The following is a 15,289-nucleotide window of genomic DNA, read 5'->3' as shown; positions in this document are numbered from 1 at the left end:
CTTAAACGACTGGACCACTAACCCGATGAACAGCATACACCGACGAGATTTTTTGACCCGTTTGACACTGGCTACGGCCGCTATGGCCGCGCCCGGATACGGATTTTCTGGCGTTGGCAGGGCCGACGAGTTTGTCGAAGCCGATACCACGTATGGCCGGGTCAAAGGCGGGCGAAACGATGGCGTGAGTGTGTTCAAAGGCATACCCTACGGGGGGCGTGTTTCTGGCGACCGGCGCTTTCGACGGCCCGCTCCCCTCGCCCCGTGGACGGGCGTGCGGGATGCGCTCCAGTTTGGCGCACCCGCCATTCAGCCACCCCGGCGCAACGAACCGGACCCCGCCGAAGACTGTCTGTTCCTGAATGTGTGGACACCGGCCAGCGACAACCGAAAACGTCCGGTGATGTTCTACAGTCACGGCGGTGGATTTGTGGGTGGTTCTGGGGCATCGGGAGGACAGGATGGGTCGAACCTGGCCCGCAACTTCGACGTGGTGGTCGTGGAGACCAACCACCGGCTGGGGCTACTCGGCTTTCTTTATCTGGACGAGCTTGCCGGTGCCGACTATGCTGGCTCGGGCAATATGGGTATGCTCGATATCACGGCTGGTCTGAAATGGGTGCATGACAATATCGCCCAGTTTGGAGGAGACCCTAACAGTGTCATGATTTGGGGTGAATCGGGTGGAGGAGCCAAAACATCCTGTTTGTACGCCATGCCCGACGCAGCTCCCTACTTCAACAAAGCCTCGATTGAAAGTGGGCCGGGGGTTCGGATGATTCCCAAAGATGTAGCCGCCGAAACGACCGCCATGCTGCTGAAAGAACTGACTATTGCCCCCAAAGACTGGCGCAAACTGCTCGACGTACCGGCGGCCGATTTGCTGGCCATCCAGAACAAGCTGCCCTCGGTACCACCGTTTCAGGAGAAGAATCGGAGTCAGGGCATGATGCGCCGAAATTACGGCGGGTTCGGGCCGGTGGTTGACGGCGTAGTGCTGCCGCATCATCCCTTCGACCCGAATCCACCGGCTATCTCGCGCAACAAGCCGCTGCTGGTGGGCTGGAACGAGGACGAGTACACCTTCTTCGCCTGGCAGAATAAAGACACCGAGTTCGCCAAACTTGATTTTAAGAGTGTCCAGAAAAAACTGGAGCCACAGTACGGGGAAGACGCTCCCAAAATAGTCGACACCTACCGGAAAGCAAACCCCAGCGCATCGGCACCGGCTATTTTTGTGGCCATCTCCTCCATTATCATGATGGGCCTGGGCTCGGTAGATATTGCCGAGAAGAAAGCAAAACAGGGTGGCGCACCGGTGTATCTGTACAATTTTGGCTACAAGTCCGAGAAGAAAATTCCGGGCACGGACTATGCGCTGGGTACGCCCCACGCGATGGATATTTCGTTCAAATTCAACAACGAGGTGCCACCCCGCGACGGTTCGACACCCAAGGAAAGCTATTTTGGTGGCAATCGACCCGAACGATTTATGGCCTCTCATCACTTCGCCGAACTCTGGACCACCTTCGCCCGGACGGGCAAACCAGCCGCCAAGGACGTACCCGTCTGGCCAGCCTACAATCTCAATACCCGGCCCACCCTGCGCATCGATGCCACCTGCGAAGTAATCAACAACCGCTTTGGTCAGGAACTCGCCATGTGGCGATCTCTCGGTAAAGTCTGAACGGGTAAACGCGGTTCTTTCCATTGGCGGACTCAGTCCTCATAAGCTGGTGAGATCGGTGAGCGCCGGAATTCATTGGGCGTTATACCTACGTATTTCTTAAAGAACTGGCTGAAATTAGGCTGATCGGCAAAACCAATAATCTGGCTGATCTGCTGTAGGGTCCAGTCCGTTTGCACCAGCAACGCCTTACTCTCTTCCACTAAGCGATTTTTGATGAGCGTGCTGATGGGCTGCCCGGTATGTTTTTTTACTAACCCGTTCAGGTAACTGGGATTAAGGTTGAGTTTCCGCGCATACTCCTGAGCTGTTCGCATTCGGATGGGCTTGTCCAGGTTGGCCAGGTTGGTTTCTTTTTCCAGCAGTCCGAAGAAATCATACACATGTCGATACTCAGTTGTAATCTCTCCGGTCGGTGCATAATCGGTGCCTTTTAGACTTTCGACCAGAATGAGCTGCACATAGGCCTGCATGGCTTCCTCGGCCAATGGGTCGCCCGAGGCCGCTTCGACCTTCATCTGGGTTAACAAGCTGTGAGTCATCCGGGTCGAGTCATCCGAAAGGCGCAGTATCTTTTTCTGGGTAAAAAACCGGTATCGGTCAATGATTAATTTCAGCGAGGGGTGCTGATCCAGATACCGCTTTTTGAACATGCAGAAGATACCCCCGCCTATTGTTTCGGGTGCATTGCGCCAGCATACAATTTCATTGGGGTGCAAAAACAGAATGGTTCGTTCGTCAATGTTGTAGGTATCCTTGCCCAGGGTTTGGCAACCCGTGCCGCTGGTCATGAGCATGATCTTGTAGAAATCGCGCCGGTTGGGCGACAGATAGTTGTCGCAACCACTTTTCTCACGGTCCACGACTTTAATGTTCCAGTCTTCGTAGTAGAGTCGGCTCACCGGTGTGGTGCCGGGCGGTAGCAGGGATGGCATATCGTACACCATCGTAATGGGCTGCGCGTCGGCGGTCCGCCGTGGTCGGATTGCCGCATCACCGGCGCTCCGGCGGCCGGCGCTCCGGTGCGGTCGTGTTTTCATAATTGTCATTGACATTTTTTGGTCTACGATAGATTTCCGCCCAGTCAAAGGCTTTCCCTGGAATATGTCTAACTTCTGAAATTACGAATAATAACGGCAAAGCCAGACCTTTAATGCAAAAAGACTCGCTCAACTCTATTTTAATTTAGAAATGCGATTTTCATAAAAAAAGCTGCGATTTCACTATAAAGTTGCCAATACCTTTCGGGTAGCTTTGCGTAGGGAAAGCGACATCTTTAGTGATATCTTTCATGTCATTTACTTAACGTTTAACATTGTTAATGAATCAGTATGAAAGCCGTTAACGGGTCACGAATTAGCTTATTCCTACTATTTTTCATCGGTATCATGGCTTGTAAAATGGATGATAATGTCAGTACCGACACTGTAAATAAGGATAATAGCCCTACCGATACGATGAGCAATCAACCACTCGGCAGTTCGATACGCATCAGGATTGGTTCCAGGACGTTCAGCGCAACCCTCCTCGACAATCCAGCCGTTACAGCATTCAAAACCCGGCTACCGATGACCGTCGCCATGAGCGACCGGGTCGCCGGTGCGGTTAAACGGGAATGAGAAGCTCTATAATTTCCCAACCAACCCGAACGCGGGACCGCTGCCGACCAATGCCTCGAAGCCCGGAACGATTCAAACCGGCGATTTGATGCTGTATGGATCGAATACGCTGGTACTTTTCTATAAATCGTTTTCTACGCCCTACAGTTATACAAAACTGGGTCGAATCGATAACCCGGCGGAACTGTCTGCCGCCCTGGGTTTCGGACGTATAACAGCCACTTTTGACCTGGAATGATTAGTTACCATCCATCGTCGTTTCTCAACGTTACTAACACTCGCTTTATGGACCAACACGAACATTTCAGTGATGAGACAGACTCGTCTGATTCGTCCCGACGGAGCTTTTTGAAACAGTCATCGGCCCTGGTACTGACGCCACCGGCCGCAATTGCAGGGGTTGGCCAAGGGGCTACACGAAAAAATGGCCGCTGCATTTGAGCGGCCGGCGTTCCGGCAGTTGCCGCTTTAGGTCAACATCAACGGGACGATGCGGCAATTATCCATCAAGCTGCGGGTTACCCTTCCCGATCTGCTGCGCGAACAACTTCACCTGACCGACATCAAGAAAGGGTGTGATCACGGCCAGTGCGGAGCCTGTACGGTCCATGTCGACAGTGCGCGGGTCAACGCGTGCCTGACACTGGCCAGGACGACCGAAGGCTGTAGCGTAACGACCATTGAGGGCCTGACTGACGGCGATCGGGATGCCGCATCACCGGCGACTGCCCGGTTACACCCTATGCAGGAAGCCTTCATTAAACACAACGGTTTCCAATGCAGGTACTACACCCCCGGCCAGATCTTGTCGGCGGTGGCCTGCATCCGCGAAGGACACGCGGGCAGTCCCGACGAGATCCGCGAATACATGAGGGACAATATCTGCCGATGCGGAGTGTACGCCAACATTGTCGACGCCATTATGGATGTAAAGAAGGGAGGGAAAAAGGTATGAACCCATTTCAGTTTACGCGGGTTACGACCCCCAAAGCCGCCATTACGGCTATTACGAGGGAAAGCGGCACCTACTTCCTGGCAGGCGGCACTAACCTCATTGACTTGATGAAACGCGAGGTCATCATCCCTGAACGGCTGGTCGACATCAAGAAGCTGCCCCTGGCCACGATTGAAAAAACAGCCATGGGTCTGCGAATTGGGGCCATGGCTAAAAACTCGACCGTAGCGGATAATGAACTGGTGAAGAAGCATTTCCCGCTCCTATCACAGGCCCTGAACGCGGGAGCCTCGGCGCAGCTTCAAAATATGGCCACCGTTGGCGGCAACATGATGCAGCGTACCCGATGCCCGTATTTCTACGATACGTCGATATCTACCGGGAATGCTTCTGCCGACTTAGCGAAGGGTGAACGCTATGCCTGCACCCATACAGGGAACCGCTTTATAGATCTCCCGGAGCTGGATTAAACTGGCCTTGTTTTTGCGGCATAAGCGCGATAACGAACGCAATACCACTAAAGGCTAATGCTTCAAACGCACTGGTTACTTCATTCCCCTCTGCCATGTAGGGATCCTCCATTGCTCTGGGTATATGAAGAACGATAAGCCAAAGCAGGAGCATGATGCCCAACAATAGCCCAACTGGTTTTACGGTGCTGGTAAACTGAATGGCAATGCCCGACCCAATAAGAGCCACAGCCGCAAAATAAGTCCAGAAAACAGGTCCGGGAATCCAGGCCGGAACCAGCGTAGCCACGCCTTCAGTATATAAAAAATGATCAATACCGAAGGCGACCAGCATGATGGAAAAGAAAATTTTTCCCAGCGGCCTAACTTTTTCCATGAGCGGAGATGGACGACTGGTAAGCGCAGCGTCTTCCCCAGAAAATGAGTCGGCCATACTAAAAGCACCACCCGACAGGGCTATTTCTTTGAGGGCATCGGTCCATAACCCCAAATGAAAGGAATTGGGACTGATGAATACCTGATAAGGCACATGAAAGCCGATGAAAAACAGAAAAAGAACTCCGCCTAAACCAAGCGCTATCCTGCCCGCTTTTCTGCTGAAAATAATCGCGGCCCCGGCCACCATTAACCCAATGCCTGCCAGATACGCCCAAATGGCTAATCCATGAAGCCAGCCGGGCCATTGGGGCAAAATCACCGGTCGGAAATCGGCATAAAGGACGTGTTGAATGCCCAGCCCAATAAGGCCGACCCCATAAAATGTGCGGCCTGTTCTGATGAGATGTTTCATATACCTGTTCTGTAGTTGTCTTCGAGTCGGAATGGACCTGATGCTAACCAACGTAAGCGTAGACGGCTTGAATTACCTATGAATTGGCCTGATCCAGGGTACTGGCCACCAATTACACACGGCCGGATCACCGGTTTGTGGGTTGAGGGGGATGGCATTCGGATCGATCCGGGGGGCGGAAATCCATCTGTCGGCGAAGTCGCGGCCAGCGCCGGCGGGAGACAGGCAGGACAACGCCGGTATGCAGATAAAGCCGGCCCGTCAGGGTCATCTCCACCCGCTCGATATACCGACGGTTAACCAGGCAGTGGCGGTGCAGGCGCAAAAACCAGGCAGGCGGTAGTTTGTCCTCGAACCATTTCAGGGTACGGGGTATGAACACGCGCCGGCCGTCGGCCCAGTGCAGCCAGGTATAATTCAGCTCACTTTCCAAATACATCAGATCGCTCACCGGCAGCCATTGTGCTCCCTCACTACGATCATAAATCCGTAGCGGGGGCCAGTTGAGTAGATCGTCGGTATTCCACTGACGATGATTCAGGTAAAATACCATAATCCTGCGTCTGCTACTACGCGTGTCTAAATTCATTTGTGCTTGATTTACTCCACAACATTCTTGCCAATCCTCTGGTAATTAGGTAACTAATCAAACTATTGCTGTAGCCAAACCAGCTTTTCCTGCCGATGGAGACCTGTATCCTTAAGGTGGGGGTGTCCGGGCCGTGGGTTGAGCGTGCGGCTTATGGATCCGGCCTGCTCTGTGCACGGGTTGCTGAGCGATCATGGTTGTTGCAGGGCCTGGTATCATTTTTGCCTGTGTAACGCCAGGGTCGATTCTTAAGAAGTGAATGTATGGGTAAGAAATCAGTCTCAAAGTCGTTTGTCGATTGTGGCAGCAATCCGCTACCTACCGATGTTGAGCTACTGGTTCAGATCGCAGGCCAAACCGGGCATGAGTATGCCGATGCCTATACCGTATGGTGGGCGTATCATCAGGATCCTGATGCCTACCTGATTGTCGACACGGTGTTATGGATTGCCCAGACCCGGGAGCTTTCCGTTGGGGATGCGCTGAACGCCGTACAGCACATTATGGATCAGTTCAGCAGTCCGTCTGGCCAGAAGATCGCTCCTTAACGCCAATTAATTAAGACTTAGGCCGTTTGGCCCGGCTTTTGATCTGATTCTGGACAGACCTCGGCAGGCGATATGTGTCGGCCACCTGTTGCACATACTTATCAAACAGTCGGTAAAATTCATCACCGGTCAGGGTGTCTTTTGATGAAGGCGGGGGTTTCCTGGTCACGGAGTTGTTGACGAACTTAGTGAGGCCGTAAATTTAGTATAACTTCCTGATATCTAACAAACTTGCTGTTTTTTCTGACGAACTGTCATCAGGGCAGCAATCAGACCCGACGCAGTTCAGGTCCGGTTCAGAAGGATAGTGCCGGTTTGCGGGCGTTATGGAGCCGGGCAGGGCGTACCAACTTTGCCCGGCCATAGTGTAGTATATAGTATTGGTAAATTACTCAAAAACAATGGTGAGCTTAACCTTTAGGGCATCGGCTATTTTTTGAATTGTATCGACGGTGAAGTTTTGGTCGCCTGCTTCATACCGACAAACCGTTGTTCGGCCAATACCTAATTTACGGCCTAATTGCTCCTGACTTAGCCCCTTTTGGGTTCGTCGTTGCCGGATCAACTGACCCATCTGTTCCCGAATCGCTGACATAGACGTGATCTGCTTGGTATAATTATACCATTCTGACTATGAAAATTCAGGGCGTCACGCCCAAACCGGGCCGTTCGCTAAATCCTACTCATCTGTAAGTGCCAACAGGCTAATTTTTGATCGCAGCACCCTGCTCTCTCGGGTGGCCTGTCGTTTGCCTGTCGCCTGTTTCAACAACTCGTCCCGTAGCTGTCCATGCAGCCCGGAGACTTACCCAAAATTGCCATTCTTTAACCCAAAACTGGCAGAACAAGTACGCCCATTGGCTGACCTTTAACCCAGCGAACGTCCACCGGTTACCTGCCCTGTGAGGCCTTATCCATCGGCTGACTTCCAGCGCCGGGCGGCCTTCGCAAAAACAGATTAATTCGGTTCACTCTTGTTCAATTCACGCACATGACTAAATTACCTGGCTTAAAGACGTCGATGCTGTTAACCGATATACTGTATGTAGCTGGTGACAGCAATTATTCCTGGTTTTATCTCTCGAAAGGCGGGCGCGTCTTAACGTGTTACCCACTTCGTCACTACACAGCTTTATTGCCTGACTTCATTCGGGTGCATAAAGGCTATCTGGTCAACCCGGCGTATGTAGTTAGTCTGGAACGTACCGGGCCGGAGTCGGCGGTGGTCTCCATGAAGAACAGGGCCGTATTGCCCGTTGCCCGACGCCGTCTTGCCTTAGTGCAACAGGTTTTCAGGCAGTATCATAGGGCCATGAATGAGGCTCTGGAGTATGAGCGGACGTTAACGCCGGCTTCCCGCCTAACCCCCCAACAGGCTTATCCGGGCGAATGCAAACCACAATTTCGTCGGGGTGCCGATGCGGTGATGCCTGTCCAGTGAAGTTGGGTATGGCCATGGATAACTTCAGTAGCTACGGCTTCTGCAAACGAAAGCATCCTAACCAGAAAAACGGCCAGCTCCTTACAAAGCTGGCCGTTGCAATATGGGCTACCTACAGTCCTTTATTTGAAAGGCACCTTAAACTTGCCTTCAGTGATGGCACGCTTGACCCCTTTGTCGCTGTAGGCGGTGAAGGAGAACGTACCTTCAACGTCTGTAGTTGTCATGTTGGTTATCGTAACGGTGCCTTCACCGGGCTGCACCCGGGTGGAAAAGGAGTCGGTGCCGTTGCCTAAGGAAAACGCACCGAAATTAACGTAGCTTAATTTATGCGTGCCTATCAGGGCCGAATAAGGCAGCGCAATCATGATAACATCGCTGGTTTGGCTGTCGAGGCCATAAATTGCGTAGTAGCCATCGTTGCCGGGGGCCGCTACCCGGGCATAGCCTAAGTCGGGGCGAAACTCCTTGCCGTCGATTTTTGTAAAGAAACCCGATGTGGTCTGCGTGGTCGATTGACCGGGTGTGGTGGTCGGGGTGGTTGGTGTGGTGGGCGTAGGTTGGGTTGGAACCGGCATCACATCGTCGCTTTTTTTGCTGCAGGAAGTTAAACCCAGAGTACCTGAGAGGGCCAGAATGGCGATTACGCGTAGAGTTTTCATGGTTGAAACAGAGATTGTTGTGTAATTGAAAAAGTGAAACGTTCGATTCTGTTTGGAGCGGCTTCAGTCACCTGAGTCAATCAGGACGCTGGGTGTCTATTTCCCGCTGACGAATCAAAACTACTACATCCAGACAGCGCCTATGGGGGAGACTATGCTGTAGGCGGACCTGGCTTTAAAAGCGGTGGAAATAACCCTAAAACCGGCGGCTGGAGAGGAAGCCAGCAACAACGGTGGTTGTATCAGGCAGCCATTATAGCCATTCGGGGGAAGGCTAATATCGGCTACAGAACGTAGTCGAATAAGGCAAAGGCGGGAGTAACCTTGGGCACGAGATGGCCACTCTGTCAATAAATAGTCCGGGCAGCATCGGTCCGTAATAGCAGACGGTGTGCGACTGCGTTAGTTTAGTTGGCTGAAATACAGCGCCTATAAGCCCATAGTCAGGGTAAGAAAACAATTTTAGTCAGCCGCCTGCGAGTCGCAGCGCCCCATACATTACGTAACGGTGGAACCGCGGATGATCAGATTGGTTGGCAGAATAACTCGTTCAGGTTGATATTCGTCTTCTTTAGCCAGCAGTTGCCTTAGTAACAGGTGGGCCGCCTGCCGACCAATTTCATTGACGGGCTGCGCTACGGTTGTCAGGCCCGGCTCAATAAGGGCCGACATCGGGTCGTCGCTAAAGCCCACAATCGCCAGATCATCGGGTACGCGAAGGCCCCGGCGTTTCGCTACGTTCAGGGCTTCGAGTGCGGTGGGGTCGTTCATGGCAAACAGCGCATCGGGAGGATTGGGCAGATTAAGCAGGTGATTGACGTAGATATTGGCCTTGTCCAGATTCAGATCATAGGCGATAACCAACTCTGGATCGATGGGCAGTGCATAGTGTTTAAGGGCATCCCGGTACCCATTCAGCCGGTTACGGCTGTTGGCGAGCGTATCGGGTCCGGCCAGGTGAGCAATTCGGCGTCGGCCTGTTTGAATCAGATGCTCCACGGCGCTAAACGCCCCCTGATAGTCATCGACCGTTACGGTCGATACGTTCATCTCTTCGCAAACCCGGTTGAAAAACACCACCGGGATGCCTTTCCGCTGGAATACCTTAAAATGGTCGAAGTTGCGGGTTTCCTTCGTGTGCGACACAATCAGGCCGTCGACCCGGCTGGCCAGGAGCGCTTTTGCATTGGCCACCTCCGTTTCATATGACTCATTTGAGTGGCAAATCACGACATTATAGCCCGATTTCGCCAGTTCCTCCTGCGCCCCAATAATGACTTTAGGGAAGAAAAAACTGATAAATTCCGGTACAATAATCCCCACTGTTCCGGTACGGTTTGTCAGGAGGGAGATGGCCAGTTGGTTTCGCTGGTAGTCGACCTGAGCCGCCATATCGAGGATGCGCTGACGCGTCTTCTCATTCACATTCGCATGACCCGTTAAGGCCCGTGATACGGTCGATTTGGACAGCCCCAGAGCGCGGGCAATATCGATGATCGTTGTCTGGTGAGTAGCCATAAAAAATACAGAAAATATAATTAATCTAATTTTGCTCAAACGGAGTCCGCCTGCGTCTTCCACACGCTCTTATCGGCTTGACCATTTCATTGGGAATGTTCCCAAAAAATTGGGAACATTCCCAATGAAATAAGTCAAAAAAATCTTGGCTGAATTGATATTTTGACCTAACATCAAGTAATAATCGGCAAAAAGAACCAGTTTGCTCTTCCCGCTGGAACATTAATGCCAAATCGCTTTACATGAGTACCCATTTTGAATTACATGGGAAAATCAAGAGAATTGTATTTTTTCAATCTTATAACTCCTAAACCAAAAAGGCAGTTAACGCTGTTTGACCTATGCAATCCAGTTTATCAGTACGAACGGTGGTCAGCCTGATTAGTCTGCTGCTGGTCACGTTAGCGGGGCAGGCGCAGGCGCCCCGAACCACAATGATTACGGGGCGTGTGACCGACTCGGCCACAAACGAAGGACTGCCGGGGGCCAACGTCGTTGTCAAAGGTGCTCAGCAGGGGACAACGACGAACGCCAATGGACAGTACACCCTAACAGTGAACGAGGATAAGGCTACGCTGACATTTTCGTCCATTGGTTACGTAACGCAGGAAATTGCCCTGTCGACTAAGCAGATGATTGATGTGGTGCTGAAAGCCGACGACCGGTCCCTGAACGAAGTCGTGGTGGTGGGCTACGGTACGCAGCGCAAAATTGAAACGACCGGCTCGATTGCCTCCATTAAAGCCGCCGATTTGGTGCAAACGCCCGTTGTGAACGTAGCACAGGGTATTCAGGCCCGGGTGGCGGGTGTTCAGATTGTGCAGAATTCAGGCGCACCGGGCGGCAATGTCAGCGTCCGGATTCGGGGAACGAACTCCATCAATGGCACGTCGGAACCGCTTTATATTGTGGATGGCATCCAGATCTCGAATGGGGGAGGCCTGACGGACATAAGCCCCCTGTCAACGATAAACCCCAACGATATTGAATCGGTAGAAGTGCTGAAAGATGCGTCGGCCACGGCTATTTACGGCTCGCGGGCCGCGAATGGGGTAGTGTTGATTACGACTAAACGGGGTAAATCAGGCCGAACCAGCGTAAGCTACGAAAGCTATTACGGGGTTCAGAACGTGTCGAAAATGCTGCCAGTGCTGCCGGCAGCTCAGTTTGCCGAACTGGAAAACGAAGCGTTTAAAAAGACGATTTATCCTGACCCCGCCAGTTTAGGGGAAGGTATCAACTGGCAAAAACTGGTTTTCCGGTCGGCGCCCATCCAGAACCACCAACTGACCATCAACGGCGGCTCCGAGAAAACGCAGTTGGCCTTATCGCTCAACTATTTCAACCAGCAGGGGGTCATCCTCAATTCGGGCTTTCAGCGGTATTCGCTCCGACTCAATGTCGACCACCGCATCAGCGACCGGATCAAAGTCGGCACGAGTATGCTGGGGAGCTACTCCATCAATAAAGGGGTTCCCTACGGCACCACCAGCCTCGGCGATGGCGACTTTATCACCAGCAGCATCCTGGGGTCGGCTGTCGGTGCGCCCCCAAATCTGCAGCCTTACCGCGCCGATGGCAGCGTATTTCCGTTTGGTGAGCAGGCAACCGGCCAATACCGGGAAGTGACGAATCCGCTGGGACTGGCAGCTATTCAAAATAAAATTGGTATTCAGCGCACCCTGGCCAACGTCTACGGTGAGGTCAATCTGCTGCGGGGACTGACCTACCGGGCGTCGTTCAACGTCGATTTGCAGAATAGTTTGCGGAACACCTATTCGCCCCGGTCCATTGTGAATGCGGCCGACCTGAACGACAATTCCGGGTCGGGTTCCAAAGGGAATGCGAACAGCCTTGTTTTACTGCACGAAAGCATTCTGACCTACACCCGGACGATGGCTACGAACCACACGCTGAAGTTTACAGGCGTGTTTGCCAGTCAGAGTAACCTGGCCAACAGCAATACCATTAACGCCACCGGCTTCCCCAATGACGCTACCGCCAACGAAGCCCTGCAACTTGCCCTAACCCGAACGGTGAGCAGCAGCCGCACCAAAGAGCGGCTAGACTCGTATCTGGGCCGGATCAATTATGGTTATAAAGACAAGTATTTTCTGGACCTGACCGCCCGTGCCGATGGGTCGAGCAAGTTCGGGGCCAACCATAAATACGGTTTCTTTCCGGCCATATCGGCGGCCTGGCGCATCATCGAAGAACCCTTCCTGAAAAACGCAGGCTGGTTGTCGGATTTAAAACTGCGGGCCAGTTACGGCCTGACCGGAAATGCCGGTGGTATTTCGCCCTATCAGTCATTGGCAACGGTTTCGTCGTCGGGCAGCGACTACCAGTTCAACCATGCCTACCTGACGGGAATCAACCCATCGGGCATTGCCAACCCCGACCTGCGCTGGGAAAAATCGACCCAGGCCAACATCGGTTTAGATATCAGTGTGCTCAATAACCGGTTGAGTTTTGTGATCGATGTGTATAATAAGAAAACCCGCGATCTGCTGTATATCAAGACGTTGCCGCTATCGTCGGGCTATGGCAGCATCACGGGCAACTTTGCATCGCTGGAAAACAGAGGGGTTGAACTGGCAGCAAACGCCCGGATTTTGCCCGGTGCTTTCCGCTGGGACGTATCGGCCAATGCGACCATAAACCGCAACAAAGTCCTCGACCTGGATGGGGGCACCACGCAGGAGCGGTTTGTGACGACGTATAGCATTCTGAGCGTTGGGCAGCCCCTCGGGCTTTTCAAAACCTACGTCTTCGATGGCATCAACCAAACGGGCGAAACCATTCTGCCAGGCTATGATGGGCGGCTGGGCGGGCATAAACTGAAAGACCTCAACGGCGACGGGAAGATCGATGCCAGCGACCAGACCGTGACGGGCAATCCCAACCCTAAACTCATCTTTGGCTTCTCGACGAATCTGGCTTACCGGAACATTGATTTCAGCGTCTTTCTCTCCGGTAGTCAGGGCAACGACCTCTTCAATCAGGCCCGGTTTGCGTTCGAAACGCCATTAGGTCAGCGCAACTTGCTGGCGGGTGTAGCCAATCGCTGGTCGCCCACCAATCCCAGCCAGGAATACGCCAGTGCGGCCCTCAGCAGCCGCCTGCCCGTGAGCAGCCGATTTGTTGAAGATGGCTCCTACGTGCGCTGTAAGAACGTAACGCTCGGCTACACCTTGCCCAAAATCAAGGGGATTCAGCGCATCCGGATTTATGCCAGCGGCAACAACCTGTTCACCCTCACTAAGTACACCGGCTTCGACCCGGAGGTGAACACCTACGCGGGCAGCAATACCGTTATTGGCGTCGACAATTTAGTTTATCCACCTGCCCGGTCGTTTCTGGGCGGCTTGCAGGTCACGTTCTGAACCGGGATTTTTATGATTTAACTGACTGACTATGATTTTGCTTTCACAGAAAGCCTATTGGCAAAATCATAGTCAGTTAAATCCCATAAATCCCGGTTCAGACAACTCTTCAAACTCATGAAAAAGATAATCCTTCCTCTACTTGTTGCCTTCGGTCTGGTCGGTTGTGAACTGGACGAAACCATTTACTCGTCGATTTATACCGAAGCCTTTTACAAAACGGCCGCCGATGCCGAGAAGGGTCTGATTGCGGTATATGACCCCATGGCCGATATGGCTGTTGGTCCGGTGCTGACGATTGTTTCTGATTTGAGTGCCGACCAGTCGTATCCCAGGGCGGTGGTGGGCCGCAATACGCTCACGCTGTTTACTTACGACCCGAACTACACAACCCAGAAGAGCGCCGGACGAATTACCGAGTCGCCCCAGCAAATCTGGTCTTCGTGCTACGATGGCATCGAGAAAGCAAACTGGATTATCGAGAAGGTCCCGTCGGCGAGTATGGACCCGACGCGCCAAAAGCAGATTATTGGCGAAGCGTATTTTCTGAGGGCGTTTTATCATTGGATGCTGACGAAAAACTTCGGCGATGTGCCGGTAAAAACCAAAGCCAGTGCCACGCAGGCCGAAGCCATTGTCGGTAAAAGTCCCAAAGCCGATGTATATAAGCAGATTTATAGTGATTTGGATCAGGCCAGCAATGCGGGCCTGGTGTCGGGTCCGGGCATCGAGAAAGGGCGCCCATCCAAAGAAGTTGTTGCAGCGCTCTATGCGAAAGCAGCGTTGTACAACGAAGATTGGACAACAGCTTTGAAGAAAGCGCAGGAGGTGATTAACGCCGGTAAGTATTCGCTCATGGCCGATATACGCGATGTGTACCGGTATGACAAAGAAGACCTGGCCCGGGTAGAAAACATGTGGGCGTATGAGTCAGAAGGTGGATTCAGTCCCAGCCGGGGGCACCAGCTAACGGGCCTTTGCGGCCCACCGGCCAGCACCGGACTGGAATATGGCCGGACTACCTTCGGCTCAATGTTTGTTTACCAATCGTTTTATGATTCATTCAATCCAGCCGATAAACGACGGTTGCTGCTGGATACGACCTACGTCGACAAGAGCAACAAACTCGTCCCGCAGCGGAGCATCACGCCCATTACAACGCAGGGGGTGCTTCTGAAAAAATACCAGGACCCCATTTCGACCGTTGGCAATCTGCCGAACATTCCTATACTCCGGTTAGCCGACGTGTACCTGATAGCTGCCGAAGCCGAAGCCCGACTGAATGGGCCGACGGCAACTGCTTATGGCTTTATCAATGTGGTTCGGAAGCGGGTGGGCTTAGCCGATCTCACGGCTGGTTTGGGTAAAGAGGCTTTCATCAATGCGGTGCTTCAGGAACGGTCGTGGGAGTTTTTCGGCGAAGGCGACCGCTGGTACGACCTCACCCGGACCAACACCTTTCTGACGGTTATCCCGAAGGCGGTTAATAACGTCTATCCAACCCGAACCCCGACCGCCAAAAACCGGTACTTTCCCATTCCGCTGGACGAAATCAACGCCAATTCAAAGCTGGAGCAAAATGCAGACTGGAAGTAGACACGTCAATTACCCCCAACCTCGACTC

Annotated in this window: 14 protein-coding genes and 1 pseudogene; 9 read left to right on the top strand and 6 right to left on the bottom strand. The window is 52.8% G+C overall.

All coding sequences use genetic code 11. The features are described 5' to 3' along the window. Window positions 1–25 precede the first annotated feature (25 nt). Window positions 26–1,687 carry a carboxylesterase/lipase family protein gene (locus tag ACYVI1_RS01355; RefSeq protein ID WP_460905908.1) on the top strand — a complete coding sequence of 554 codons (1,662 nt, stop codon included), beginning with the start codon at window positions 26–28 and terminating at the stop codon, window positions 1,685–1,687. Window positions 1,688–1,719: 32 nt separating this feature from the next. Here the strand turns inward: ACYVI1_RS01355 and ACYVI1_RS01350 are convergent, their stop codons facing one another. Further along, a complete protein-coding gene (locus ACYVI1_RS01350; RefSeq protein ID WP_460905906.1) occupies window positions 1,720–2,727 on the bottom strand; it encodes a helix-turn-helix domain-containing protein in 1,008 nt (335 codons plus the stop codon). A gap of 348 nt (window positions 2,728–3,075) precedes the next feature. Between ACYVI1_RS01350 and ACYVI1_RS01345 the strand changes: the two genes are divergently transcribed. The 4 genes and pseudogenes from ACYVI1_RS01345 to ACYVI1_RS01330 all read left to right on the top strand — a co-directional run bounded on the left by ACYVI1_RS01345 (window position 3,076) and on the right by ACYVI1_RS01330 (window position 4,731). Then, entirely contained in the window at window positions 3,076–3,306 is a 231-nt protein-coding gene (locus ACYVI1_RS01345; RefSeq protein WP_460905904.1) for a cyclophilin-like fold protein, read from the top strand. Further along, window positions 3,287–3,544, top strand: coding sequence for a cyclophilin-like fold protein (locus tag ACYVI1_RS01340; protein WP_460905902.1), 258 nt, complete (start codon window positions 3,287–3,289; stop codon window positions 3,542–3,544). The genes ACYVI1_RS01345 and ACYVI1_RS01340 overlap by 20 nt, the downstream gene beginning before the upstream one ends. 47 nt (window positions 3,545–3,591) lie before the next feature. Next, window positions 3,592–4,261: pseudogene (locus tag ACYVI1_RS01335) on the top strand ((2Fe-2S)-binding protein). Then, window positions 4,258–4,731, top strand: coding sequence for an FAD binding domain-containing protein (locus ACYVI1_RS01330; protein WP_460905900.1), 474 nt, complete (start codon window positions 4,258–4,260; stop codon window positions 4,729–4,731). Before ACYVI1_RS01335 ends, ACYVI1_RS01330 begins: the two are co-directional and overlap by 4 nt. On the opposite strand, the gene ACYVI1_RS01325 is transcribed toward ACYVI1_RS01330, so the two are convergent. Both ACYVI1_RS01325 and ACYVI1_RS01320 read right to left on the bottom strand, forming a co-directional pair. Next, window positions 4,706–5,521, bottom strand: a complete 816-nt coding sequence (locus ACYVI1_RS01325) for a DoxX family protein (RefSeq protein WP_460905898.1) — start codon at window positions 5,519–5,521, stop codon at window positions 4,706–4,708. The genes ACYVI1_RS01330 and ACYVI1_RS01325 overlap by 26 nt on opposite strands. Window positions 5,522–5,648: 127 nt before the next feature. Next, complete coding sequence (locus ACYVI1_RS01320; protein WP_460905896.1) at window positions 5,649–6,110, bottom strand: LytR/AlgR family response regulator transcription factor; 462 nt, start codon at window positions 6,108–6,110, stop codon at window positions 5,649–5,651. A 263-nt stretch (window positions 6,111–6,373) separates the two neighbouring features. On the opposite strand from ACYVI1_RS01320, the gene ACYVI1_RS01315 reads away from it, so the two are divergent. Continuing rightward, a complete protein-coding gene (locus ACYVI1_RS01315) occupies window positions 6,374–6,658 on the top strand; it encodes a hypothetical protein (protein WP_460905894.1) in 285 nt (94 codons plus the stop codon). A gap of 388 nt (window positions 6,659–7,046) precedes the next feature. On the opposite strand, the gene ACYVI1_RS01310 is transcribed toward ACYVI1_RS01315, so the two are convergent. Next, on the bottom strand, window positions 7,047–7,253 hold the full coding sequence (locus ACYVI1_RS01310; protein ID WP_460905892.1) for a helix-turn-helix domain-containing protein: 207 nt from the start codon (window positions 7,251–7,253) through the stop codon (window positions 7,047–7,049). A 396-nt stretch (window positions 7,254–7,649) separates the two neighbouring features. On the opposite strand from ACYVI1_RS01310, the gene ACYVI1_RS01305 reads away from it, so the two are divergent. Beyond that, window positions 7,650–8,099: a LytTR family DNA-binding domain-containing protein gene (locus ACYVI1_RS01305; RefSeq protein ID WP_460905890.1), complete on the top strand. Its 450-nt coding sequence runs from the start codon at window positions 7,650–7,652 to the stop codon at window positions 8,097–8,099. A gap of 122 nt (window positions 8,100–8,221) precedes the next feature. Here ACYVI1_RS01305 and ACYVI1_RS01300 read toward each other — a convergent pair whose 3' ends face one another. Together ACYVI1_RS01300 and ACYVI1_RS01295 are read right to left on the bottom strand one after the other, a co-directional pair. Then, complete coding sequence (locus tag ACYVI1_RS01300; RefSeq protein WP_460905888.1) at window positions 8,222–8,761, bottom strand: DUF6252 domain-containing protein; 540 nt, start codon at window positions 8,759–8,761, stop codon at window positions 8,222–8,224. Window positions 8,762–9,259: 498 nt separating this feature from the next. Further along, window positions 9,260–10,279 carry a LacI family DNA-binding transcriptional regulator gene (locus ACYVI1_RS01295; protein WP_460905886.1) on the bottom strand — a complete coding sequence of 340 codons (1,020 nt, stop codon included), beginning with the start codon at window positions 10,277–10,279 and terminating at the stop codon, window positions 9,260–9,262. Window positions 10,280–10,620: 341 nt separating this feature from the next. Between ACYVI1_RS01295 and ACYVI1_RS01290 the strand changes: the two genes are divergently transcribed. Together ACYVI1_RS01290 and ACYVI1_RS01285 are read left to right on the top strand one after the other, a co-directional pair. Next, a complete protein-coding gene (locus ACYVI1_RS01290; protein WP_460905883.1) occupies window positions 10,621–13,665 on the top strand; it encodes a SusC/RagA family TonB-linked outer membrane protein in 3,045 nt (1,014 codons plus the stop codon). 117 nt (window positions 13,666–13,782) lie between these two features. Continuing rightward, window positions 13,783–15,261, top strand: coding sequence for a RagB/SusD family nutrient uptake outer membrane protein (locus tag ACYVI1_RS01285; RefSeq protein WP_460905880.1), 1,479 nt, complete (start codon window positions 13,783–13,785; stop codon window positions 15,259–15,261). The last annotated feature ends 28 nt before the right edge of the window (window positions 15,262–15,289 follow it).

The sequence above is a fragment of the Spirosoma areae genome, from assembly GCF_054781775.1.
The sequence above is the reverse complement of the archived record's forward strand: the minus strand, read 5'-3'. Positions and strand labels throughout refer to the sequence as shown.